Origin of the sequence: Dorea sp. AM58-8, from assembly GCF_003464045.1 — a bacterium.
GTDB classification, from domain to species: Bacteria; Bacillota; Clostridia; order Lachnospirales; family Lachnospiraceae; genus Claveliimonas; species Claveliimonas ammoniilytica.
This window is the reverse complement of sequence record NZ_QSDM01000012.1, coordinates 88370-113172: the sequence shown is the minus strand read 5'-3', so window position 1 is coordinate 113172 and position 24803 is coordinate 88370. Positions and strand designations below refer to the sequence as shown.

The 24803-nt window shown below is 41.3% G+C and carries 28 protein-coding genes and 1 pseudogene; 27 read left to right on the top strand and 2 right to left on the bottom strand.

Annotated elements, in window-relative coordinates:
- Nucleotides 1-307 precede the first annotated feature (307 nt).
- The 11 genes and pseudogenes from DXA18_RS10175 (at nt 308) to DXA18_RS10125 (ending at nt 12137) form a co-directional block, all read left to right on the top strand.
- Nucleotides 308-2383, top strand: coding sequence for an elongation factor G (locus DXA18_RS10175; protein ID WP_118383806.1), 2076 nt, complete (start codon nt 308-310; stop codon nt 2381-2383).
- A gap of 107 nt (nt 2384-2490) precedes the next feature.
- Entirely contained in the window at nt 2491-4086 is a 1596-nt protein-coding gene (locus DXA18_RS10170) for a CvpA family protein (protein WP_118383805.1), read from the top strand.
- Between the two features lie 173 nt (nt 4087-4259).
- Nucleotides 4260-4541, top strand: coding sequence for a DUF6110 family protein (locus DXA18_RS10165; RefSeq protein ID WP_118383804.1), 282 nt, complete (start codon nt 4260-4262; stop codon nt 4539-4541).
- 17 nt (nt 4542-4558) lie between these two features.
- Nucleotides 4559-6640 carry a heavy metal translocating P-type ATPase gene (locus DXA18_RS10160; protein WP_118383803.1) on the top strand — a complete coding sequence of 694 codons (2082 nt, stop codon included), beginning with the start codon at nt 4559-4561 and terminating at the stop codon, nt 6638-6640.
- A gap of 155 nt (nt 6641-6795) precedes the next feature.
- Nucleotides 6796-6984, top strand: a pseudogene (locus DXA18_RS17635) (IS1182 family transposase); the annotation flags it as partial.
- 192 nt (nt 6985-7176) lie between these two features.
- Nucleotides 7177-7554, top strand: coding sequence for a TnpV protein (locus DXA18_RS10150; RefSeq protein ID WP_118383801.1), 378 nt, complete (start codon nt 7177-7179; stop codon nt 7552-7554).
- A 214-nt stretch (nt 7555-7768) separates the two neighbouring features.
- Nucleotides 7769-8332 carry a TetR/AcrR family transcriptional regulator gene (locus DXA18_RS10145; RefSeq protein WP_158567117.1) on the top strand — a complete coding sequence of 188 codons (564 nt, stop codon included), beginning with the start codon at nt 7769-7771 and terminating at the stop codon, nt 8330-8332.
- A gap of 48 nt (nt 8333-8380) precedes the next feature.
- Nucleotides 8381-10699, top strand: a complete 2319-nt coding sequence (locus tag DXA18_RS10140; RefSeq protein ID WP_118383799.1) for an InlB B-repeat-containing protein — start codon at nt 8381-8383, stop codon at nt 10697-10699.
- Between the two features lie 717 nt (nt 10700-11416).
- On the top strand, nt 11417-11641 hold the full coding sequence (locus DXA18_RS10135) for a hypothetical protein (protein ID WP_118383798.1): 225 nt from the start codon (nt 11417-11419) through the stop codon (nt 11639-11641).
- 12 nt (nt 11642-11653) lie between these two features.
- Nucleotides 11654-12007, top strand: a complete 354-nt coding sequence (locus DXA18_RS10130; RefSeq protein ID WP_118383797.1) for a recombinase family protein — start codon at nt 11654-11656, stop codon at nt 12005-12007.
- On the top strand, nt 11970-12137 hold the full coding sequence (locus DXA18_RS10125) for a DUF4368 domain-containing protein (protein ID WP_199665569.1): 168 nt from the start codon (nt 11970-11972) through the stop codon (nt 12135-12137). Before DXA18_RS10130 ends, DXA18_RS10125 begins: the two co-directional genes overlap by 38 nt.
- 144 nt (nt 12138-12281) lie before the next feature.
- On the opposite strand, the gene DXA18_RS10120 is transcribed toward DXA18_RS10125, so the two are convergent.
- Nucleotides 12282-12704 (bottom strand): hypothetical protein, encoded by a 423-nt coding sequence (locus DXA18_RS10120; protein WP_118383795.1) that lies wholly within the window; start codon nt 12702-12704, stop codon nt 12282-12284.
- Between the two features lie 318 nt (nt 12705-13022).
- On the opposite strand from DXA18_RS10120, the gene leuS reads away from it, so the two are divergent.
- From leuS to DXA18_RS10105, 3 genes are all read left to right on the top strand, one after another.
- Nucleotides 13023-15455 (top strand): leucine--tRNA ligase, encoded by a 2433-nt coding sequence (leuS, locus tag DXA18_RS10115; RefSeq protein ID WP_118383794.1) that lies wholly within the window; start codon nt 13023-13025, stop codon nt 15453-15455.
- A gap of 339 nt (nt 15456-15794) precedes the next feature.
- A complete protein-coding gene (locus DXA18_RS10110) occupies nt 15795-15998 on the top strand; it encodes a hypothetical protein (protein WP_243007095.1) in 204 nt (67 codons plus the stop codon).
- Nucleotides 15999-16095: 97 nt separating this feature from the next.
- Complete coding sequence (locus DXA18_RS10105; protein WP_117494170.1) at nt 16096-16548, top strand: helix-turn-helix domain-containing protein; 453 nt, start codon at nt 16096-16098, stop codon at nt 16546-16548.
- A 127-nt stretch (nt 16549-16675) separates the two neighbouring features.
- On the opposite strand, the gene DXA18_RS10100 is transcribed toward DXA18_RS10105, so the two are convergent.
- A complete protein-coding gene (locus tag DXA18_RS10100; RefSeq protein ID WP_025482937.1) occupies nt 16676-17359 on the bottom strand; it encodes a helix-turn-helix domain-containing protein in 684 nt (227 codons plus the stop codon).
- Nucleotides 17360-17609: 250 nt separating this feature from the next.
- Here DXA18_RS10100 and DXA18_RS10095 point away from each other — a divergent pair, with 250 nt between their 5' ends.
- The 13 genes from DXA18_RS10095 (at nt 17610) to DXA18_RS10045 (ending at nt 24799) form a co-directional block, all read left to right on the top strand.
- Nucleotides 17610-17939: a hypothetical protein gene (locus tag DXA18_RS10095; protein ID WP_004613680.1), complete on the top strand. Its 330-nt coding sequence runs from the start codon at nt 17610-17612 to the stop codon at nt 17937-17939.
- 178 nt (nt 17940-18117) lie between these two features.
- The gene (locus tag DXA18_RS17630) at nt 18118-18612 is read left to right on the top strand and encodes a replication initiation factor domain-containing protein (RefSeq protein ID WP_330424530.1); all 495 of its coding nucleotides are present in this window, start codon (nt 18118-18120) and stop codon (nt 18610-18612) included.
- Nucleotides 18609-19106, top strand: coding sequence for a replication initiation factor domain-containing protein (locus tag DXA18_RS17625; RefSeq protein ID WP_330424529.1), 498 nt, complete (start codon nt 18609-18611; stop codon nt 19104-19106). The genes DXA18_RS17630 and DXA18_RS17625 overlap by 4 nt, the downstream gene beginning before the upstream one ends.
- A gap of 4 nt (nt 19107-19110) precedes the next feature.
- Entirely contained in the window at nt 19111-19290 is a 180-nt protein-coding gene (locus DXA18_RS17430; RefSeq protein ID WP_081021280.1) for an excisionase, read from the top strand.
- A gap of 82 nt (nt 19291-19372) precedes the next feature.
- Nucleotides 19373-20236 (top strand): integrase DNA-binding domain-containing protein, encoded by an 864-nt coding sequence (locus tag DXA18_RS10080; protein ID WP_243007094.1) that lies wholly within the window; start codon nt 19373-19375, stop codon nt 20234-20236.
- Nucleotides 20237-20295: 59 nt separating this feature from the next.
- On the top strand, nt 20296-21081 hold the full coding sequence (locus tag DXA18_RS10075; RefSeq protein ID WP_024720798.1) for a ParA family protein: 786 nt from the start codon (nt 20296-20298) through the stop codon (nt 21079-21081).
- Nucleotides 21071-21976 (top strand): ParB/RepB/Spo0J family partition protein, encoded by a 906-nt coding sequence (locus DXA18_RS10070; protein ID WP_024720797.1) that lies wholly within the window; start codon nt 21071-21073, stop codon nt 21974-21976. The genes DXA18_RS10075 and DXA18_RS10070 overlap by 11 nt, the downstream gene beginning before the upstream one ends.
- A gap of 134 nt (nt 21977-22110) precedes the next feature.
- Complete coding sequence (locus tag DXA18_RS15835; protein ID WP_164468309.1) at nt 22111-22272, top strand: hypothetical protein; 162 nt, start codon at nt 22111-22113, stop codon at nt 22270-22272.
- Nucleotides 22269-22580, top strand: a complete 312-nt coding sequence (locus DXA18_RS10065; RefSeq protein ID WP_022068206.1) for a DUF6050 family protein — start codon at nt 22269-22271, stop codon at nt 22578-22580. The genes DXA18_RS15835 and DXA18_RS10065 overlap by 4 nt, the downstream gene beginning before the upstream one ends.
- Nucleotides 22581-22711: 131 nt before the next feature.
- A complete protein-coding gene (locus DXA18_RS10060) occupies nt 22712-23110 on the top strand; it encodes a hypothetical protein (RefSeq protein WP_008688044.1) in 399 nt (132 codons plus the stop codon).
- 13 nt (nt 23111-23123) lie between these two features.
- Nucleotides 23124-23522 carry a single-stranded DNA-binding protein gene (locus tag DXA18_RS10055; protein ID WP_005344165.1) on the top strand — a complete coding sequence of 133 codons (399 nt, stop codon included), beginning with the start codon at nt 23124-23126 and terminating at the stop codon, nt 23520-23522.
- Between the two features lie 13 nt (nt 23523-23535).
- A complete protein-coding gene (locus tag DXA18_RS10050; protein ID WP_008688048.1) occupies nt 23536-23928 on the top strand; it encodes a hypothetical protein in 393 nt (130 codons plus the stop codon).
- Entirely contained in the window at nt 23921-24799 is an 879-nt protein-coding gene (locus DXA18_RS10045; RefSeq protein ID WP_024728267.1) for a replication initiator protein A, read from the top strand. The genes DXA18_RS10050 and DXA18_RS10045 overlap by 8 nt, the downstream gene beginning before the upstream one ends.
- Nucleotides 24800-24803 lie beyond the last annotated feature (4 nt).

The window sequence follows — 24803 nt, the reverse complement described above, 5'->3', positions numbered from 1 at the left end:
TTACCTGATTAGGTGTTGTGTCTATATTTGATTTTCAAACCACCGAAAGATGGTTTATTTGCTATGCCCTTTATTTCTTAGTTGTCTTCTACTTATTTGTTTCAAACTTCATACCTCCGAATTCGTCACGATAATGACATTTTACTACCGTAGAACTTTTTTTGTCAATGATTTTACACTTTAAAGTGAAAAAGTATAATTGATTGTAAAAATTGTATATAAGTGTTGAAAATATCTGAAAATTTTAGTACAATATAACCATACTCAATCGAGTGTAAGATTTTACAAATTAAGGAGGCAGCGAAATATGAAGGTTTACAGAACAGACGAGATCAGGAACGTGGTCCTGTTGGGACACGGAGGCAGTGGAAAAACCAGTCTAGTTGAGGCCATGGCTTATGTATCAGGCGCTACGAATCGTATGGGTAAAGTTTCAGACAGCAATACGATCAGCGATTTTGATAAAGAGGAACAGAAACGCGGATTTTCAATTGGTACAACACTTGTTCCGATTGAATGGGAGAAAGCAAAGATTAACGTATTGGATACGCCGGGATATTTCGACTTTGTAGGTGAAGTAGAAGAAGCAGTCAGTGCAGCAGATGCAGCAGTTATCGTAGTATCTGGTAAAGCCGGTGTAGAAGTTGGAACAGAGAAGGCATGGGAACTCTGTGATAAGTATAATCTGCCTCGTATGATCTATGTAACTGAGATGGATGTGGATGATGCCAGCTTCCGTCAGATTGTAGAAGATCTTACCGAAAAGTATGGAAAAGTGATCGCACCGCATTTTTCACCGATTCGTGAGAATGAAAAGCTGGTGGGATATGTCAATATTATCAAGAATGCAGGAAGAAGATACACCGGTATCAGCCAGAGAGAAGAGTGTGAGATTCCGGATTACTGCATGGAATACGTAGAGAAGTATCGTGAGAAGCTACTTGAGTCTGTAGCAGAGACAAGTGATGAATTTATGGAGAGATATTTCGCAGGAGAAGAATTCTCTGTTGAAGAAATTCGTGCAGCCATGCGTACAGAAGTTATGGAAGGTACAATCGTACCGGTGGCTATGGGATCTAATATTCAGGCGCAGGGTGTTGCGAATCTCCTGTCTGATATCGTAAGATTCTTCCCGAGTCCGGATTACAGAGAGTGTATCGGTGTGAACCGCACGACCAACGAGATGTTTGAAGGTCATTATAACTTCGCTTCTCCAAAGACAGCGTATGTGTTTAAGACAATGGTAGATCCGTTTATCGGTAAATATTCTTTCATAAAAGTATGCTCTGGTGTGTTAAAGGGCGATGATGTCATGTACAATGCATCTTCAGAGACGGAAGAGAAGCTTGGTAAGATCTATACCATGTGTGGTAATAAGCCGATGGAAGTCAGCGAGATGTTTGCAGGAGATATTGGTGCCATTGCCAAGCTGTCTCCGAATACGAAGACCGGTGATACACTTTCAACCAAGAATAATCAGATACTCTATGGCAAGACGGATTACTCTAAGCCTTATACATATATGAAGTATGTATGCAAGAACAAAGGCGATGAGGATAAGGTATCTCAGGCTCTGCAGAAGATGATGGCAGAGGATGTAACTGTAAAGGTAGTGAACGACAGCGAGAATCGTCAGACACTACTGTATGGTATGGGAGACCAGCATCTGGAAGTACTTGCAAGCAAGCTGGCTGCCAGATACAAATGTGAGATCACACTGGAGACACCAAAGGTTGCATTCCGTGAGACTATTAAGAAGAAATCTGACGTAGATACCAAGTATAAGAAACAGTCCGGAGGACATGGACAGTATGGACATGTTAAGATGCGTTTTGAGCCATCCGGAGATCTGGAGACACCATATGTGTTCGAAGAAGAAGTAGTTGGCGGAGCAGTTCCGAAGAATTACTTCCCGGCAGTAGAGAAAGGACTTCAGGAATCTGTTCTGAAGGGACCTCTTGCAGGATATCCGGTAGTTGGAGTAAAGGCTGTTCTTTATGATGGATCTTATCATCCGGTAGACTCATCTGAGATGGCATTCAAGACTGCTACGATTCAGGCGTTCAAGAAAGGCGTGATGGAAGCAGGTCCGGTACTTCTGGAGCCAATCGCGTCTGTTAAGGTTACCGTACCGGATGATTATACCGGTGATGTTATGGGAGATTTGAATAAGCGCCGCGGTCGTGTGCTTGGCATGAATCCGGTTGGAAGCGGCAAGACCGTGATTGAGGCAGATGTGCCGATGACAGGTATGTTCGGATATTGTACCGTACTTCGTTCTATGACAGGCGGAAGAGGAACTTACGAATACGAATTTGCACGCTACGAACAGGCTCCGTCTGATGTGCAGGAAGCTGAGATCGCAAAACGCGCAGAGGAATAGTTGGAATAAATATGATAAGGGATATGTTCTTTTGAGGGCATATCCTTTTTAAATGCCGGTCTTCATGTTATAATGTGTTCATTGCAAAGAGAAAGGAAATTATCTATATGAAGAAATCAAGAAAAACAGCGATAGTAATCGGTGTGATCCTGCTGATCGGCATTTATTACTACGTGACCCTTCCGGCTATCAATATCCATTCCACGGACACATGGTTTTATATAGCAGGACTGATCGTATTTATTCTGGTGTTTTACATTATCAGAAAGCGGATGCGCCCGACAGAGATCCGGGAATCCAAACCGGCGAAGGCGATGCTTACGGTGCTTCTTGCAGTAGGCGTTGTGTATCTGATCGGCTCAATCCTGTCTTCTCCAATTGTAAATGCGAAGAAATATCAGAAGTTGCTGAAAGTAGAAAAGGGCAATTTTACAGAGGACGTAGAAGAGGTGTCATTTGACAGAGTACCACTTCTGGATAAGGATACTGCTGAGATCCTTGGAGACCGTAAGATGGGAAGCATGGTAGATATGGTATCGCAGTTTGAAGCGGATGACATTTATACACAGATCAACTACAAAGAGCGTCCGGTGCGTGTGACTCCGCTGAAATACGCAAGCTTTATCAAATGGATTACCAACCAGTCAGAAGGTATCCCGGCGTATATCCGGATTGATATGGCAAGCCAGAATACAGAGCTTGTAAAGTTAGATCAGGGCATTAAGTATTCTACAAGTGAATATCTGAACCGAAATATTTACCGTCATTTGCGTTTCCGCTATCCAACGGCGATCTTTGATGAACTGAGTTTTGAGATTGATGATAAGGGAGTCCCATACTGGGTAGCACCGGTAAAGAAGTTTAATATCGGACTCTTTGGCGGTGAAACGGTTGGAAGTGTCGTACTGTGTAATGCGGTGACCGGAGAGTGCAAGTCATACAAGATTGAGGATGTACCGCAGTGGGTAGACCGGGCATATTCCGCAGATCTGCTGGTAGAATTATTTGATTATTACGGCACATTGAAACATGGATTTCTGAACAGTGTGCTTGGACAGAAGGACTGCCTAAAGTCTACAGATGGATATAATTATCTGGCAATGGATGACGATGTATGGATGTACACGGGTGTGACTTCGGTAAATGGTGACCAGTCCAATGTGGGATTCGTACTGGCAAATCAGAGAACTATGGAGACCAGATATTATGAAGTGGAGGGCGCGACTGAGGCTGCTGCTATGGAATCGGCGGAAGGACAGGTGCAGAACCTGAAGTATACAGCGACATTTCCACTGCTTCTGAACCTGCAGGGTGAGCCGACGTATTTCATTGCCCTGAAGGATGATGCGGGGCTGGTGAAGAAGTATGCACTGGTTAATGTTCAGAAGTATCAGATCGTAGCCATCGGAGATACGGTCAGTCAGTGTGAGGATAACTATCTGGATCTGCTTTATACAAATGGTGTTAAAGAGACGGAAAAAGATACCAGAGAGGTGAAGACAATTGCAGGCAAGATTACAAAAATCGCCCAAGCGGTTGTGGATGGCAATTCACATTATTATCTGATGCTTGAAGGTTCAGATGAGATCTTTGATGTATCGGTTGCAGATTATATCAATGTAATCCGGTATGATGTGGGGCAGGAAGTTAATCTGGAATATAAAGAAGGGGATACAACGAATACGGTATTATCTGTAAAGTAAATATAGCAATCATAGAGCCGCTCTGACAGAAGATCATTCTGTTGGAGTGGCTTTATTGATAAAATATATCAACAGAATAAGTTAGGCTTGAGCAACAACCAGAACGTGGAGTAAGGTAAGTTGTAAGCAAAAGTCATTTATTTAAAATATATTTTACACAGGAGGTTTTTACTATGGCAGACATTAAGAAAATTGGTTTATTTGCAGGTGGAGTTTTATTTGGATCAGCTGGAATCAAAGCACTTTCAAGCAAGGATGCTAAAAAGGTATACACACAGGGAACAGCAGCTGTGCTCCGTGTTAAAGATTGCCTGATGAAGACTGCGACTAATGTACAGGAGAATGCAGAAGACATTCTTGCAGAGGCTAAGCAGATCAATAAAGACAGAGAAGAAAGCGAAGCAGAAGAAGTTCTCGAGGCAGAAGCATTCGAAGAGACTCTGGCAGAAGAATAGAATAGAGGCGTTTAAATATGAGGTTCATAATTAAGCATGAGATAAAGGGAAGAATTCGTGTCCATGCTGTGCAGCGGAAGATGACAATGAAAGAAGCTGACATTCTTTGTTATTATCTGGAACAGACGCCGGGTGTGACAAAGGTGAAGGTATATGAACAGACAGGAGACGCCACAGTTGAGTATCAGGGCGGTCGGGAAGAGATTCTTGACCGCTTTCGAGCATTCTCCTACGATGTATCGGTGCCGGACAGTGTACTGGAAAGTTCCGGACGTGCACTGAATGCAGAGTATAAGGAGAAACTGATTTACAGCGTGACAAGACGTGCTGTAATGAAATGGCTGGTTCCGTGTTCGATTACCAATGTTATTACTACTGTAAAGTCGGTCAAATACCTGGCAGCAGGTATCAGATGCCTGGCAAAAGGCAAGCTGGAAGTGCCGGTACTGGATGCAACAGCAATCGGGGTATCTGTATTACGTAGAGATTTCGGTACAGCCGGATCCGTTATGTTCCTGTTGGGAATCGGAGAGATTCTGGAAGAATGGACACATAAGAAATCAGTCGGAGACCTGGTGCGGAGCATGTCTCTGAATATTACCAAGGTATGGCTGAAGACGGAAGATGGAAAAGAAGTATTGGTGGATGCAGAGACCATCCGGCAGGGAGATCAGATTGTAGTACATATGGGTAACCAGATCCCGTTTGATGGAGTGGTAGTATCCGGAGAAGCGATGGTAAATCAGGCATCGCTTACAGGAGAACCGCTTCCGGTCCAGAAAAATGCAGAGAAATATGTCTATGCAGGAACGGTGCTGGAAGAGGGAGAACTGGTAATCCGCGTAGCTGCCCAGAGCGGTGCAACCCGTTATGAGAAGATTGTTACCATGATCGAAGAATCTGAGAAAATGAAGTCTGCGATCGAGAGCAAGGCCTCCCATCTGGCGGATAGACTGGTGCCGTATACATTCCTGGGAACAGGTTTGGTATGGCTGTTTACGCGGAATGTTACCAAGACATTATCGGTGCTGATGGTAGATTTTTCATGTGCGCTGAATCTTGCAATGCCAGTTACGGTATTATCCGCAATGCGAGAGTCCAGTGACCATCATATTACCGTCAAAGGCGGTAAGTATCTGGAAGCACTTTCAGAAGCTAAGACGATTGTGTTTGACAAGACCGGTACACTGACGAAGGCACAGCCGGTATTCCGAGAGGTAATTCCGTTTGGCGGAAAAGATGAAGAAGAGATGCTGCGTATCGCCGCCTGCCTGGAAGAGCATTTTCCACATTCCATGGCGAAAGCCGTAGTACAGGCTGCAAAAGACAGGAATCTGACGCATGAGGAAATGCATTCCAAGGTGGATTATATTGTGGCACATGGTATCGCATCACACATCGGTGAGAAGAAGGTCGTACTGGGAAGTTATCATTTTGTATTTGAGGATGAGCAGTGCGTTCTGCCTGAAAATGAACAGGAATGTTTCGACCAGATATCTGCAGAATGCTCCAGACTGTATCTAGCAATTGATCATCAGCTGGCGGCAGTGCTGTGTATTGAAGATCCGATCCGACCGGAAGCAGCAGAGGCAATTCAGAAGCTGCATGAGGCAGGATTTGAAAAGATCGTTATGATGACTGGAGACAGCGAACATACTGCAAAGGCGGTAGCAAAAGCAGTTGGTGTGGATGCTTACTATTCGGAAGTTCTTCCGGAAGATAAAGCAGCTTTTGTTCAGAAGGAAAAAGAAGCAGGTAATAAGGTTGTGATGATCGGTGACGGAATCAATGATTCACCGGCACTGTCAGCATCTGATGTGGGAATCGCAATTAGTGATGGGGCAGAGATCGCAAGAGAAATCGCAGACATCACGATAGCAGCGGATGATCTGATGGAATTGGTACAGCTGAAGAAACTGAGTAATGCCATGATGAAGCGTATCAATCGTAATTATCGTCTGATTGTGGGTATCAACGGAAGTTTGATCGGACTTGGCGTGGCAGGAGTGATCCAACCGGCAATATCAGCGCTTCTCCATAATACTTCAACACTTATGATTGGGTTGGAGAGTATGAGAAATCTGTTGCCAGAAGAGTAAAATAAAGAAGGGGCTGTGAAAAAAGAATAGTCCCGAAAAAAAGAAAGACCAAGAGTTTATAATGAATTCAAGGTCTTTCTTTCTGTTATAATTAACTTGTGAAAAAAATTAATAACATAATTTATTCTAACTCAAAACAGGCAGTTTTGCCAATGCTAATTCAAGATATAAACAAAGAAATCTTCGAGACAGAGCATGTGGATCTTCAACATCTATACATTGATGGATCCAAGTTTGAAGCAAATGCGAATAAATACTCCTTGGTATGGAAAAAAGCAACCGAAAAATCCGGATACCGTCTCTTTGGTAAGATTACTACACTCTTTGCGGAAATCCACACAAAATGTCATAATAGCATTCTTATGGGGTAAGGGGAATTATACCCTTTTTTATGTAATATAATTACTATTACATCCATAAACAAAAGGACGCATGAAGGGAGAGGCTTCGTAAGGAAGTCCTCTCCCTTTGGCTTTTGTAATCGGCCGGAATGATTGGATTGTAGGTAAAATCAATCATAATTGGAGGATTACAAAATGGATAAGTATATTTATGACGAGAAAAACGGACTTTGGTATGAATTGCAGGGCGATTACTATCTTCCCTGCCTGAAACTGCCTAAAGAAGAATCAAGGCATATCGGCATGTGGGGACAGCGGCATTTGCGGTATCTGAAACAGCACCGCAAGGGACTCTATTCCGAACTGCTGATAAGCGGCAAGCTGAACGATTACCTTGCCGATATAAACGAGCAGGCAGAGGAAATGTTTTCTTGGCTGGTAAAACAACTTGCCGAAAAGGAGGGCGTAACGGAAGCACTCAAAGCAGAACACCTAATGCTGTGGGTACAGAAGATGAACAGCATCCGCAACACCGCTATGGAGGTTGTTTCAAACGATTTGATTTACGCATAACAAACAATCGGAAAGGCTGCTGTCAAGCGACGGCGGCTTTTCTTTTTCGGGAAGTATTCAAGAAGTCATAAAGTTTTGTGTACAGTTGAAGAAACTCAATAGATTTTGTATGGAATTTGTATTTTTCAAGAAAGTACTTGATTTATCAAGGAGAGGGAGTATACTATAATATATCATGATAGATTATATTCGGTGGGAAAGGAGTTTTTTTGTCTTGAAAACATCAAAGAAGGCTGAGAGGACGAAGAAAATCATCGGTATATGCCTTGACTGTTTTGTTGAAAAAGGGTTGACGGTAACGACCACCACAGATCTTTGCAATGCAAACAATCTGCAAAACGGTGGTATCTATTATTACTTCGATACAAAAGAAGAAATGGTTCTGGCATGTACCGAAGAAGCAATTTCTCGCATTGAGCAGGGTGCGTTCAGCATTGCCCTTGAAGATATTAAGGATGTTGCCAATATGATGAACCATCTCGGCGCACTGGCGGATGAACTGTCCCCGGTCATGCGTTTTCTGGTCAGCGTATGTGTGTCGCAGGAATACGGAAACAAAGTCAAGCCATACCTTGTACAGCTTGCAGGTCGCTATCCTTATTATACGAGAAAAATTGCCGAGATTCTCGGCTGCACCGCAGAGGAAGTAGAACCGTATGTCCACCTGTCTATTCTGGCGCTGAACAACTATATGATTTTTAACGAGCGTGCGCTGTTCCTGCCGCAGATCGAGGCGGCGAAAAAAGGACTGATGCAGCTTGCAAAAAGGAAGGGATGATACGGGCTACAACAATTATTCTAAAAAAATAAAACACAGGAGGCTTTTATGAGAAAAAGAATACTACTGTTCATAATGGTAATGTTGATGATCTTTACGGCTCTGCCAATTTCGGTGAGTGCATCGACGCTCTATTATGGCAAAACAATCAATTCCGGCGAAACATACACAGATACTTCATTTGAAATGTGGTGCTGGTATGGGAATGAAACCTTCACAAACAATGGGACAGTTAATATTTCAAATGGCTTTACACTTGGTTATCAGGCAAGCTTTGTAAATAACAGTGAATTTACATTTACCGGTTCCAATTCAACATTTGGTGTCAGTTCCGGTTGCTCCTTCCAAAATAACGGAACTGCAAGAATCAGTGGCTGTTACAACTTGGGCTTGGAAGATTCTTTTGTTAACACCGGCACATTATATCTATCCGATATTAGTAATTTTAACGTTTCCGGTGTAGTGAATACCGGAAAAATTGTGTGTGGAAACGGTGTGCCGGATAGGCTTATCGGCGCTTTGAAAGAAAAGTCCTCCGGTGATGGAACAGTTGTAAAAGAGGGAGAATCCACTCCCTCAACATCAACTAAGTATACTATTACTTATGATTTAAATGGTGGAAGCTGGAAAAACACGCCTGATGAAAGTATTTACTCATACTATTACAAGACAAACGATGCAACACCGTACTATAAGATCGGATTTGACGAACCATTTGATACGTTGAACAACAATCTGGAGCGGGAAAACTACGATTTCATTGGTTGGACTTGTGATAAAGATAGCAGTCAAACGCCGTCAAAATATCTGGATATTATGACAGAATGGCAATCCAATATAACATTGACTGCGCACTGGCAGCCAAAACAGCAATATGTGTATTATTATCTGGATGGCGGAGTATTTTCTGATGATATAACATCACCTGAAATTAAACAGGGTGATGGCGTATTATACTCCCTTTTCAGCATTGAAAGCGACGATTTCACACTACCTACTCCAACAAAACCGGGGTACGATTTTATCGGTTGGGGAGTAGGCGGTACATCGGATGTATATCCTACCGTCACGATTACAAAAGGAACTGTTGGGAATCAATCCTATACAGCAAAATGGAAAGCAAATGGTAATACACCCTACACAGTAAACATCTATTATATGGATGTAAATGGGCAATATAAGGAAGTGCCGGACATAACAAAAACTGAAGCCGGTGAGACAGATACAACAGCAACTGTACCTTCCTCCGCATATATTAAAGATGGTTTTTCGTATGATAGTACGAAATCATCTGATAGTGGTACAATAACGGGAGACGGTAAGCTGCAATTGTCCCTTTACTACACAAGAAATCAATACGATATTGCTTTTAAATCATACGATGGAAGCGAAACTCTGTATAGCTATAAAGGCTATTATGGAACAGAGATTACATTCCAAGGTAACAAACCTGTCATCAAAGACGAAGATTATATCTATACTTTTGTCGGATGGTCAGCAAATAAGAATTCACCGTATGCGCTTTCTTCGTTGGGACCGGTAACGGAAAACAAGACATTTTATGCTGCCTTTGAAAAGGAAGCCACATTTTGCCTTATAACCTTTGCGGATACGACAGGGTTTGCTCCGTTGAAGGATACGACCTACAAGCTGAAAAAAGGCGAGGATTTCAGTATTAATCTTTACCTTGCCAGTGAAAAATATTATGTTGGCACGGAGCAATGGGGGCTTACCTTTAATGAATTGTTCGTTGAAGGTAAAGACGGAAAAGGCTTGAAACTGGGGACAGATTTCACTTATTCCTTTGATGGATACGGAAAACCTGTTGTATTTTCTATTCCGAATGTTACAAAGGACTTGAATATCACCTTTAAAGCCTGCTATCACGAAACTCACGATTATAATCCGGAATTTGATGTCATTAAGGAAAATGCTACCTGCTCCAAAGAAGGGGAGGTTCTTCGTACCTGCTATAAGTGCGGAAAAGTCGTGAGCGAAAAAATAAGCATTGCACCGGATAACCATACCGACTTGAAGCACATTGAAGCAAAAGCGGCAACCAAGACTTCTGAAGGCAATATCGAATACTGGTATTGCGAAGGCTGCGGCAAATATTACAAGGATGCCAAAGCAACACAGGAAATTGCCAAGGAGCAAACTGTAACGGCAAAGCTTCCGAGTGATAACAATACAAGCACTGGCGGTAGCACCGGTAATAACAATAAACCGAGCAGCAATGCAACTACCTCGCCTCAGACCGGAGACAATAGCAATCTCACATTGTGGATTGCACTGTTGCTTGCCAGTGGCGGCGCAGTTGTCGTAACAACTGTTTACGGCAGAAAGAAAAGACGCAGTGTAAAATAAAGTTGAATAATCAAGCAAAAGGCGGCTGTCGGAAATGACGGCCGCTTTTCCTATAACAGTATGTTAAAATTGCTTGACAAACAAGCGTTCTATATGCTGCAATATATAATCTCATTAGAGAACCACAATTGAATATCTGAGTGAAACACAAGGCAGCCGCCGAAAGAGATTGTGGCTGCACCGTTCCAGTGTAGTGACTGCCTGTGGGTCGGAAAAAGCAGACATTGAAGGTTTCTGAATTTCAGAGCCGGTACATAGTTTCATCAAAGATATAGCGAGAGATTATCTCCCGCTGATTTGATGTGCTGTGTACCGGCTCTTTTTATCGTTATAGCAGCCGTTCACAAAAAGTTTACAAAAATTCTTTTGTTCAAACGGCAAAAAAGTTCCCAGTTGATTATTGAGGGGGTTAATTTCCGGCCCTTCTCGCTGTCTACTTATTGAGGGGCAAATTGAAAACTGAATGACCGTCCGAATGGGATATGACTCTGCCACAACTTCCCGAAAGGGAGTAAGCGGAGCGACGCTGCGGTGAGATTCCGGGGCAGGCACAGAAAAACGACATTCGGAGAGAACGACAAAAATAAAACTATTGTCTACAGGGATAGCGAGCATCGGATTGTGACCCCACAATCCAAATCCGCAACCTTGCAGCCTGCGGACTTCACTCAGGGGCACGCCCCTAAATACCCCAATTTTACGAAGGAGATGATCTAAATGAAAGAAGAAAAAGTGCGTATTAGAGTACGCCTGATCGTCAAGGATCACTCCCGCTTGGGGCGTAACCGCCTCATTGTAGGACAGCTTCTGGAAGAGGGCTTTGACAGCCTAGGCGTCCGTTACATCGCAATTATGGACAACATTGACACCGCCAAGGGAATCAGCGACTTTGTTCCGATGCAGGACTTATTCAATGAGTGGCACGCCAAGAACACCAGCTAGAAGGTGCGAAATGTGTTCAAGAGCAAAGGAATGTCCGGCGCACCGCTGACCACCAATCCGCCCTATGGGTATCTGAAAGACCCGGAAAACAAAAACGGCTGGATCGTGGATGAGGAAGCAACCAAGACTGTGCGCCAAATCTTTGCTTGGTGTGTGGACGGTCTTGGACCGACGCAGATTGCAAAACGCTTGAAAGCGGCAAAAGTGTCCACACCTACGGAGCATTGGAGCAATATCGGCAGAAATTGCCCGCAAGCAGATGGATTGCTACACGGAGGACAAGAAAAAGCAGCTGGCGGCAAAGCGCCGGGAGCTGATTCACGAGTTCGTGGACAAAATCGTGGTCTATGCACCGAAAACGATTGACGGCAAGCGAGTGCAGCTTCTGGACATCTATTACAGCAGCGTGGGCATCCTCCACGAGCTGACCCCGGAGGAGATGGAAGAAGCCTTCCAGCAGCACCTCGCCCAGCGTAACAAAGAGAAAACGGCGTAACCACAGGGGTTACACCGTTTCAAAGAAACAAATTTAATTGAGCTACAAGAGCCTGCTTGGGGCACCTTCCTTACGGAGGGTGCCGCAAAAACTCTCGCTTTTTCACACGCCCTTTTGTTATTCATATCAACATATTCAATTGGATTAATTCAGGAATGTGCATCCTTCATAAGCATCACCTGTCAGGCTGTCTTTTTCAGCACTGAGGCTTACATAGAAGTCGATTCCACATTCAGCAGAGAGCTGTTTCAGTCGTGTAATAAATCCAGGGACATCTTCCAGATTAATTCCGGTGTGCTTCATCAGTCCGTCGATGAATACGCATTCCAGATCAAGATTACTGCTGTACATACCATATAAGAAACCGATGTATTCGTCAGCATTATTGATAGCCGGATAATCATCCATACATACGACACGGATATCAAATCCAACACCTCTGGTGTCGCGGTGGCTGTTCTTTAAAAATACAAGATTACCCTTGCATGCTTTTACCTGCTCGTTAGCGAGCTCCATCATCTTCTGTGTTTTTCCGCTGCCTTTTGGGCCTGCTAATAAATTTACCATGGGAAACAACTCCTTTATGTAGATATTTTTGAGTCTCGATGTTCGCTCAAATCTTATAAGTTAATTATACACGAAATAGTACTGTCGGACAACCTAAAAAGACTAAAAAAAGAATTAATTATCAGTCAATTACAAGGGGTGAAAATTCTTGACTTATAGTCTGTTTCTTCTTATAATTATTTAGTATATGTGAGAAACTGAGTTGAGGTGCATAAACAGGCCTTTTCGTCTCTTTCGGGATGGAGGGGCTTTTATTAAAGAATATATCAGTATCAGCGAATTTGCGCCGATATCTGCGATATGAAAGGAAGGAAAGTTATGGCACAGAAGATTGTTTACAATCACAAGGCAATCGAGAAGAAATGGAGAGAAAACTGGGAAAAGAATCCGGTTAATGTTCAGTTTGATGAGAATGGAAATAAAAAACAGAAATATTACTGTCTGGACATGTTCCCGTATCCGTCAGGAAATGGACTTCATGTAGGACACTGGAGAGGATATGTTATTTCTGATGTATGGAGCCGTTACAAGCTGCAGCAGGGTTATTATATCATTCACCCGATGGGATGGGATGCATTTGGACTTCCGGCTGAGAACTATGCGATCAAGATGGGCGTTCATCCGGAGATTTCCACAGCACAGAATGTAAAGAATATTAAGCGTCAGATCAATGAGATCGCTGCGTTATATGACTGGGACAGAGAGGTTAATACTACAGATCCTAACTTCTACAAATGGACACAGTGGATCTTCGTAAAGATGTTCAAAGAAGGTCTTGCATATGAGAAGGAATTCCCAATCAACTGGTGTCCTTCATGTAAGACAGGTCTGGCTAACGAAGAAGTAGTAGGTGGCAAATGTGAGCGTTGCGGCGCTGAGGTTACGAAGAAGAATCTGCGTCAGTGGATGCTCAGAATCACTAAGTACGCTGACAGACTTCTGAACGATCTGGATAAGCTTGACTGGCCGGAGAAGGTTAAGAAGATGCAGACTGACTGGATCGGTAAGTCATATGGTGCAGAGGTAGACTTCCCGGTAGAAGGAAGAGATGAGAAGATTACAGTATACACAACCCGTCCGGATACACTTTATGGTGCTACATTTATGGTACTTGCACCGGAGCATGAGCTTGCTAAGAGCCTGGCTACAGACGAGACAAGAGAAGCAGTAGAGCAGTATATCTACGATGCATCTATGAAGTCTAACGTAGACCGTATGCAGGATAAGGAAAAGACAGGTGTATTTACAGGAAGCTATGCAACCAATCCGCTGAATGGAGCAAAGGTACCGATCTGGCTGTCAGACTATGTACTGGCTGATTACGGTACAGGAGCTATCATGTGTGTACCGGCTCATGATGACCGTGACTTTGAATTTGCAACCAAGTTCAACATTCCGATCATTCAGGTTATCGCAAAAGACGGTAAAGAGATTGAAAATATGACAGAGGCATACACAGAAGCTGTCGGAACCATGATCAATTCCGGTGAATGGAATGGTATGGAATCTTCTGTACTTAAGAAAGAAGCGCCACACATTATCGAAGAGAGAGGTATTGGACGTGCAACTGTGAATTACAAGCTGCGTGACTGGGTATTCTCTCGTCAGAGATACTGGGGCGAGCCAATTCCGATCGTACACTGTCCGAAATGTGGCAACGTACCGGTACCGGAAGAAGAGTTGCCGCTTCGCCTGCCAGAGGTAGAGTCTTACGAGCCGACAGGTACCGGAGAGTCACCGCTTGCAGCAATTGATGAGTGGGTGAACTGTAAGTGCCCACAGTGTGGAGCAGACGCTAAGCGTGAGACCAACACTATGCCACAGTGGGCAGGATCATCATGGTATTTCCTGCGCTATGTGGATAATCATAATGACAAAGAACTGGTATCCAGAGAGAAAGCAGATGAGATGCTTCCGGTAGATATGTATATCGGTGGTGTAGAGCATGCCGTACTTCACCTGCTGTATTCACGTTTCTATACCAAGTTCTTATATGATATCGGAGTAATTGACTTTGATGAGCCATTCCACAAGCTGTTCAACCAGGGAATGATCACAGGTAAGAACGGTATCAAGATGAGTAAGTCAAAAGGCAATGTTGTATCACCGGATGATCTGGTAAGAGATTACGGATGCGATTCTCTGAGAATGTACGAACTCTTTGTAGGACCGCCGGAGTTAGACGCAGAGTGGGATGACCGCGGAATCGACGGAGTTAACCGTTTCCTGAAGCGTGTATGGAATCTGGTGATGGACAGCAAAGATGCAGACGTGAAAGCAAGTAAAGAGATGATCAAAGAGCGTCACAGACTGATCTACGATGTAACCACGCGTCTCGAAAGCTTCAGCCTGAACACAGTAATCTCAGCATTCATGGAGCATAACAACAAGCTCATCGAGATCGCTAAGAAAGAAGGCGGAATCGACAAAGAGACACTGTCCACCATGGCAGTACTGTTGTCACCGTTCGCACCACATATCGCAGAAGAGCTGTGGGAAGAACTGGGACATACAGAGAGCGTATTCAAAGCCGGATGGCCAGTATACGATAAAGAAGCCATGAAAGACGACGAGATCAAAGTACCGGTACAGATCAACGGAAAGACCAAAGCCGTAATCGAGATCTCAGCTGATGCAACCAAAGAAGAAGCATTAGAAGCCGGAAAAGCTGCAATCGCAGATAAACTCACAGGCAACGTAATCAAAGAAATCTACGTACCAAAGAAAATTATAAATATTGTAATGAAATAATTTGAGAGAAAATCTCACAACAGAATAAAGTGCTTGGGAATATTGAAAAGTTCGCTTAAAATCAAGGCTTGCAGACATTTTTCTTCAAGGGAAAGGTATCATAGAATACCGTAAAATATCGTAACAGATTTTTAAAATGGAGTAAAATTGGAGTAAAGATTGAAAGAAAATGGAGTAAATATTTCAAAGATGTAATGAGAAATGGCGTAGGTAGTGGAAACATTATCTGCGTCATTTCTTATTTGTAAAATTAGGGGCAGTTTTATTGAATTTGTGATAAAATAGAAAAAACATCTTGACTCTTTAGTAGCGTAACGGTTTACGATGAAAGATATGTCAATGAAAGCAGTAAAAAGATTGGGGAAAAGTTGTAAAAATCTTTTTAAAATGGATAATGTAAGAGTATTATTATTAGAAATGGCTAAAGATTATTTGAATCATTCTCAGTTGGAAGAAGCCACAGATAAACAGTACGGAAAAGGGGTTACAAAATACATTGGTTCAGCGATATATCGGTATTATGGTGTAGAAAACTTGGAATAAACAGATGTTACCAAAATGGAAACAAAGGAAATACATACTGGTACTTTTATTTTAGGGTCTATCGCTATATGATGTGAATGAAAGAGAGGTATGGAGTATGGCATTAAATGATAACATCAAAAAATTCAGAGAAGAAAAAAATCTCACTCAGCAACAACTGGCAGATAAGTTATATGTTTCAAGGCAGACAGTTTGTCGTTGGGAAAATGGTTCAAGATGTCCAGATTTGATTACGGCAAAAAAACTGGCATTAGAACTAGATGTAAGTATGGATGAACTTATATCAGATGAAGATGTAAATGATATGCAAGTAAATTATGGAATATGGAAATCTGAAAGAATAAAAGACAAGAAGCATTTACAGACACTTCAAAAAAAGATATTAGACTTTATACAAATTGTGGGAGCTGTATTTTTAGCAATCACGATTTTGTTACGAGTGCAATTAGATATGAGAGTACCTGTATGGTGTACAATCATTTGCTTTATTATTGTAGCGGTAGCATTTCTTTGTAATTTCATAGTTTCTAAAAAGTTGAGAGAAATGTAGTGAGGTCAAGGAACAAGGCGTAGCCGATACGCCGTAGGGCAGTCCTTGACGGAACGGACACAGCCAACAGAACCATGATACAGCAGAGGACTTGAAAGGTCAGAAACCTTGCAAGTCCTCTTGTCTGTTACTGGGCGTTGTGTTTTAAGTAAAGTGCTTCTTTTACCACTTCTTTTTCAAATGCTTTGATATGACAATCATGTACTTCATTGTCAATATAAAAGCAATCGTCAGTCTGTGAGTAGGCAAGTTTGGTAACTTTCGGTTCATAAGTTTTTGTATCAATTCCGTAATAGTAAATCGTGGCGGTTGTTAATACCATGTGAATACTTTCAAAATCTCTTGTAAAAATAGTATGCCTGTCGGAATAGAAGAAATCAGACGGACATTCGTAGAACTCGGAACTATCTTCTTTCAAAAATAAAGGTAATAGGTGCATTGCATTTCCAGCACGATTGACAAGAACATAAAAGCGTGGAATAAGGGCGGCATATTGGGTCATCATGGCAATATAGATATCGTCTAAATTATCAAGAAGATACTCGGAGCAGGAGTTGTTATAAAAGACATATTGCAGGGCATTGTTATTCTTACTTGTATGTTCCATAGGTACATTTTCTCCGTAAAGCCACCGCAAGTCTACATCTAAGGAGTCGGCAATCAATTCCATTTTATCGGCTTTTGGATTGTATTGTCCAGAAAGATAGGAACTGAACGCCCCTTTGCTGATACCTGTATCTTTGACTATGTCCACCTGTTTTTTATTTTTTGCTCTCATGGCAAATTTAATCCGTTCTGCGATTGTATTCATCTGAAAAACCCTCTCTTTCCATATCTCGTTATAACTTCTCATATCTTATCGTCTAAGGACACTATACCACAAGTTCAGAAAAAAGAAAACAAAAAGTTTATAAAAAACTAAACTTTCTATTGCAAAACGAATATGCCTGTGCTAATATACAATTAAGTTCAGAAAAAACTGAACAATGAACGGCGTCGTAATAGGAAAATGAAAATATGAGAAACTGACCTATCGGTTCAACGGGGAGAAAGGAATGTGTATGCAGATTACATTGACAAAAGAACAGGTAAAAGAAGCATTTGGAGAACTTCGCTTTATGGGTGCGGATAACTGTTACCGCTATGATAAAGACAGTAAGAAGAAAACAGAGGAAGTGGAAGCCTTAAAACTTCATCTTGGAAGCATGAAACTTGGAAACAGCGTGGATATTCGCTTGGAAGCAACGGAACTTCCGAAGATTGAGCCTTATGCTGTGGTGGAACTGGAAGAACCAGTTTATGCCCCTTATGTGCAGAGAGGAAATTTCCCTGTATTAGTGGAGAAGATTACCTGTAAGGGTATCCGCCCTGTTCCAAACAAAAATATGTAGGCGGTCAAAGTTCCTGTCCTCGTTCTGACGTACCAAACGGCAGGTTGAGGGCAGGGCAATGGCAACGCCGTTGCAGATAAGGAGGTTTGATAAATTTGGAAGAAAGAAGCGGAAGTTTTCTTCCAGAACTCCCCTACACTAACAGGGGAGTAATACGGCAGAAAGAAGAATTAAGTGCTTGATAGACTGGTGTCAGATAACCATTAAGGAAGTTCCGTTAGAAGCAGTTATAGAAGATGTGCTGAGAATACCTTTGGAACTTATGACGGTAACAGGCTATGAAAAAGGGATTGCAGGGCATGAGGTTGTGGCAATCTTCGATAATATCAAGGTGCTAAAGCCGACAGGAAATGCACAGTATCAAGGCTTTCAGATTTTGATGAGTGGGAAAGGCTGTCGCAACTATGAGAATTTTTTACAACTCAATGAGGAAACATGGTTTGATTTCTTAAACAGAGTTTGTCAGTATCATATCAATGTTCCTCGGATTGATTTGGCGATAGATGATAGAAAACCGTATTTGAGTATTCCCGATTTGATTGTACGGACAAAAGAGGGATTACTTTCTTCAAAGTTACGGGAGATAGATTTTCACGACTCGGGAGAACTGAAAGAAGAAGTGTTTCAGAGTAAAGGTGGTAGTCTTTATCTTGCAGTTCAGCCAGTAATTTGAGATTGGTATTTTATGAAAAGGGATATGAACAGAATAAAAAGTATGGAACAGAATTAGATGAAAATTGGAACAGATATGAATTGAGATTTCGGCAGGAAATGGCAGTAAGTGTAGTACAGGAATTATTGAAATATAGAGATGTGGCAGGACTGGCAATGGAAATATTGAACAGCAAAATACGATTTTTAGAAAAGCCGACAGATAGCATGACAACACGAAAAAGACTTTATCCAACCTATCAAGCGTGGGCGGAACTGATGAAAGATATAGGCAAGGTGAAACTTACCATACAGCCACAGAAGAAAAGTTTGCAAAAGGTGTGGGAGTGGTTAGAAAAGTATGTTGCCCCGTCTTTGAAACTGTTTGCAGAGGTTGGGAAGATAGAGCAGAGAGATTATATCGGTAATCTTGTAAAAAATGGAGAAATGAATATCACACAGAAGCAGTTGTATGATGATTACATAAAAGCAAGAAAATTAGGCGAAAGGGGGTAATCGTATCGATAAAGCATTACTAAATATAAATGAATTTTGTGAGTATATGGGGATTGGGAAAACAAAGGCAAGAGAACTGTTGAACAATCCGAAAAATAGATTTACAGTACGCATTGGTAATCGGCTGTATGCAAATAAGAAATTACTTGATGAATGGCTAGAATATCAATGCAAAAGGGCTTGAAAAGAAAATGGGGTGTCGATATAATGAAAATTGAAATATTTACTTTACCATATTTCTTTCAGTAGAAGAAAGGAAAGTTGGTATGGGTAAAGATTTAAAAGGCAAAGAACTCGGTAAGGGAATTTCACAGAGAGCAGACGGACGCTATATTGCAAGATTTACAAGTAAAACAGGGAAACGTAAAACGCTTTATGATTTTAAACTGAATGAATTAAAACGGAAGTTGCGAGAAGCGGTTTATGAAGATGAACATGGTTTGAATGGCAATGGCGAAAGTATCACTTTAAACGCATGGTATGTAACGTGGACAGAGTTGTATAAGAAGAAAACAGTTAAAATGACTACGATATATAAAAACCACAGTTACTACAATTCAAGAGTGAAGAACTCTATCGGAAAGATGTATTTGCAGGACATTAAAACATATCACGTTCAGAAGTTTTTAAATGACTTGATAGACAGCGGTCTTGCACATGGAACAGTATCGAATATCAGATTTATGTTAAGTGATATGTTTGATAAAGCAGTATTGAGTGAATACATCAGAAAAAATCCCTGTATCGGCGTGGAAGTGCCAAAAGAAGTGAAAAAAGAAAGACGTGTATTAACAAGAGAAGAACAGGAGAAATTTTTTACATTTGCTTCTTCCTACATACACATCAATGTTCTGAAATTTGCTGTGACAACAGGCTGTCGGATTGGAGATGATGATGATAAAATAAGACTAAATCAACGGAAACCCAGTAAATACAAGGGGTTGAGTCGATTTGGTCCTGAAAAAAACTTGCAACGAATCAACAAATTTATGAAGGAAAGGCCTACCTTTTATAAAAAACTTATTCAGATGAAAGAAAATTTCCGCTTTTATCTGAGATGCTTTTACTGTATCACGAAAGTGGTGATATTACAATTTAATAGCGAAAAACAGGACCGAATTAGCTCGTAATGGATGAAAATCTGTTTAGCTGATTCGGTCATTTTTATTGATTGAAAGGTGATGAAAAAATGGCTAGAATTATTTCTATTGTAAACCAAAAAGGGGGAACGGGAAAATCCGCATGTACAGCTAATTTAGCAGTAGGATTGGCACAAAAGAATATGAAAGTGTTGATTGTAGATGCAGATCCACAGTCTGATGTATCCGCAGGATTTGGATATCGTGATTGTGATGAAAGTAATGAAACACTTACAGCTCTTATGGATACAGTAATGAAAGATGAAGATATTCCTTCAGACTGTTATATCAGGCATCAGGCAGAAGGAATAGACATTATCTGTTCTAACATTGGACTGGCAGGTACGGAAGTACAGTTGGTAAATGCAATGAGCAGGGAATATGTATTGAAACAGATTTTATATGGTATCAAGGATCAATATGATGCAATTATCATTGATTGTATGCCATCATTGGGAATGATCACAATCAATGCACTGGCTGCATCAGATGAAGTACTAATTCCGGTTGAAGCGTCTTACCTGCCAATCAAAGGATTGCAGCAGTTATTAAAAACGATCGGTAAGGTCCGTAAGCAAATCAATCCGAAGCTGCAAGTCGGTGGAATTCTGTTTACGATGGTGGATGCTCATACGAATGATGCCAGGAATAATATGGAACTTCTCAGAAATGTATATGGAAGTCAAATTAATATCTTTGATAATTATATTCCATTTTCCGTAAGAATGAAGGAGGCAGTCAGAGAAGGACAGAGTATTTTCTCTTATGATCCGAAAGGCAAAGCTACAGAAGCTTATCGGAGAGTGACGGAGGAGGTGCTGAAAGATGCCATCTAAAAAAAGAGCAACACCCATTTCCTTACAGCCGCTTGATGCGTTGTTTGGAACAAGCGAAGAGACAACCAATGGAATCAGTGAGATAGCAATAGGAAGCCTTCATCCGTTTCCAAATCACCCATTTCAAGTAAAAGATGATAAGAAAATGGAGGAATTGTCTGAAAGCATTACACAATATGGCGTGTTGGTTCCCGGTATTGTGCGGTTGAGAGAGTCCGGTGGTTATGAGCTTGTAGCTGGTCATCGGCGAAAACGAGCATGTGAACTTGCAGGATTAGAGAAAATGCCGGTTATCATCAAAGATATTACAGATGACGAAGCGACGGTGATCATGGTAGATTCCAACATTCAGCGAGAAGAGCTACTAATCAGCGAAAAGGCATTCGCTTATAAAATGAAATATGAGGCGTTAAAGCGTCAGGGGAAACGGTCTGATTTAACTTCTTGCCAAGTTGGCAAGAAGTTAGCGGCGGAAGAAGTCAGTCAGAATACAGGAGATAGTTCCAGACAGATTCTTCGATATATTCATCTGACAGAGTTGATCGCAGAGTTTTTAGAATTGGCAGACGAGAAGAAGCTTCCCTTTAATACAGCTGTTGAAGTTTCCTATTTGAGAACTGAAGAGCAGCAGATATTACTTCAGTATATGCATAATCACAATATAGTACCGTCCATGAAGCAGGCAAAGGAATTGAAACAGATTTCAAAAGAACGGATGTTGACGTATTCAGAGATTGACCAGATTTGCATGAATGAAAGTATTGAAAAAGTTCAGGTGCAGATTCCGGCGAAGAAATTGAAACAATATTTTCCAGAGACATATACAAAGACTCAGATGGAAGAAATTATATTTATGCTTCTGGCATCGTGGGCAGAAAGAGAGGGTAAAGAATGAACAATGAAGATATGGCAAGTAGAATACAAGTCTATCTGAAAAGATAGAAAAGATACGTGTTAAACGGATAAAAAGAGAGAAATTTAAACATTTGTTGAAAACATTAGGATTATCAGCAGGAAGGAAGTGAAAGTATGGCTTTAAAAATTGTACGAAGATATGATGCGAACGGAAGGGAGCTTACGGAGAAAGATCTGGAAACCTTTCGATTGGATTCTCCTGTGGTTAGAGAAATACTGGCAAACCTTAATCGGGAGGTGGCGGAAGGAATCAGACAGAGGGAGAAAAAAAGATGACGATTGAAGATGTAATTAAAAAATCAATTCTGCCACTGGCATTTATGGTATTCTGGTTTTGGATGACAAAAACAATTATGAAGGTCAGTGGGCAGACGGATTGGTTCTGGTGGGTATTTATTGCCGGACTTCCATTTGGAATACATAAAATGCGGTTGATTCTAATTCCGAGAGGAATGGATACCACAGCAACACTTGGGATGGCTGCATTAAGTGTCATTATTGGAGCATTGATTGGAAGCATCATGATTCCAGTGTATGTGATCAGAGCGATATACGTGTTTATACGGTATGTCATTGGAAAATAGAATATTAGATTGATAAGAGGCAGGCTTGCGAAAATAAAAATCGTAAGTCTGCCTCTTTTTTTGTGCTTAAAAACAGGCAATTCAGGGGAATTCCCTTTTGCAAATATATATATTCTTGGAGGATTTTTAAGATGAGAGAGCGAATTGAAAGTAAGCATGTAACAAAGGAAATCAAAAGTCAGATGCCAGTGATTCCGGTGGCAATTGTTAAAGAAAGAGGCTGTACGTTCTGCCCATATTATCTGGGCAATTATGAGAAACAGCCACGCTGTATGATGAAAACCTGTGCCTGGGATGATGAAAATGAACGTTTCCATCCAGTTCTTCGTGAACTGATCCCATTTTACAAAGAGAAGATGGAAAAAGCAGAAGAAAAATTCCTGGCAATGAAAAAGATTTACACAACACTGTTAGGAATGTTTGCCGATGAAATGAAGCAGGAAGAGTTGGAAAAAGATGAATGTTACGGATGTGCCTATGGAAAATGTGGACCATGTATCGGTATCTGTTACAAATCAATGAAAGCATAGGAGGGGTAAGCCAATGAATACAACAGTTATTTCCGGGCGATTAGTAAGAAATCCCGGATACAACGAAGTGGAGAATGAAAAAGGACTTCATAAGATTGCCAAGTTTGTTCTGGCAGTCAGAAGAAATTATTCCGATGAAGTCAGTTTCATTCCGGTAAAGGCTTTTGCAAAGAAAGCAGAATTTGCCAGAGATTATCTGATGCAGGGAACGAAGGTCATGGTGGAAGGCGAGATTGTCACAGGTAATTATGAAGATAAGGATACTGGGAAAAAGATCTATACCACCGAAGTGTATGCAAACCGGATTGAATTCGCAGGTGCAAAAATGGTTGACAGACCACCGTTTCCAGAAGATGCGGAAGGGTTCTTAGAGATCCCAGAGGGTATGGAAGAAGAAATGCCGTTTAGATAGAGGAGGATAAAAGATGGTTTCAGTAGATCAGGCGTATATGGTAGGGCATATGAAAAATGCCGATGGAAGTATCAACAACAAAAATGTAGTGCTGTCAGCAGCATGTGAAGCAGCGGAACTGTTCCAGTGCATGATGGCAGTAAATCAGAAACTGGAGGACTGGCAGAGATTTAATCACACCTTGGAGATGCATCTTAGAAGTGTGGAATGTGAGAAAATCCATGATATCTGTCAGGCAGTATACGGAATGAAACATCCGTCCAATGAACTGGAAGGATTGTATCTGGCAAGAGAGGATGAACAGATATGCCTGCTGTACTATCAGGTGTTTGTAGGGATGCTGGAAATCAATATTAATTCAGCCGAAGTGCTGTACAAACAGAAGGAGGAAACAATCAATGAGTAAGATGGAGTATATGCCGGTAGATTGTCTGCAGGTGCCAAAGGTGCTGTTTCAGATGGAAAAATACAAAAATCTGTCAAATACAGCAAAGATTCTATACAGCTTATTTCTGGATCGTTTGAAATTTGCGGTGCAAAATGGCTGGGTAGATCATAACGGGAATCTGTTTGTTATCTATCCCAAAAGTGAAATAAAGAAAGACCTGAATACGACTCGGTATGGAGTAGATCAGGCAGTACAGGAACTGGTTCAGGTTGGTAAACTGGTGCGTATCATTCCAAACAATGGAAAGGCGAACCACTTTTATATCAATGGTATTTATGAAAATGAGATGGAGGAAGAATCAATGATGACATTAGATACTATCATGGCAAATATGCCGCTGGCTGAAAGAGAAATTATTATGGATAAGATGGTGAAAGCATCCAGAGATATTTTTGAAACTATTGCGGATATGGGATATATTGATCAATATGAAACGTCTTTAACTGCAATGGAAAAGCGAGGATACCAGGATGAGCTTGGAGAGATGGATATTGATCAAATTAAGGCTGATGGATATGAGTTTGGTATGGATCTTGCATTTGGAATTCTGGAGGAAAATGAAAATAATCCTGCTCGTGTGTTAGATATCCAGAAATATGTGAACAGACAGTATGAAAGCTGTTCAAAAAAGAAGTTTATGAAGGTCCTGGAAACCCTTGTTCATGCGATGGGGAATGATGAAGGCTTTATTGGTGATATGTATGCTTGTAACAAGAAGGCCAGAAATTATTATTTGGACGAAATGATTCAATCATTCAATTTTGTATTTGATGAGATGTGCCATGGTACAGGCAGTGCAGCAAATTGTGATTTTGATGTAGAAGAGTAGGAAA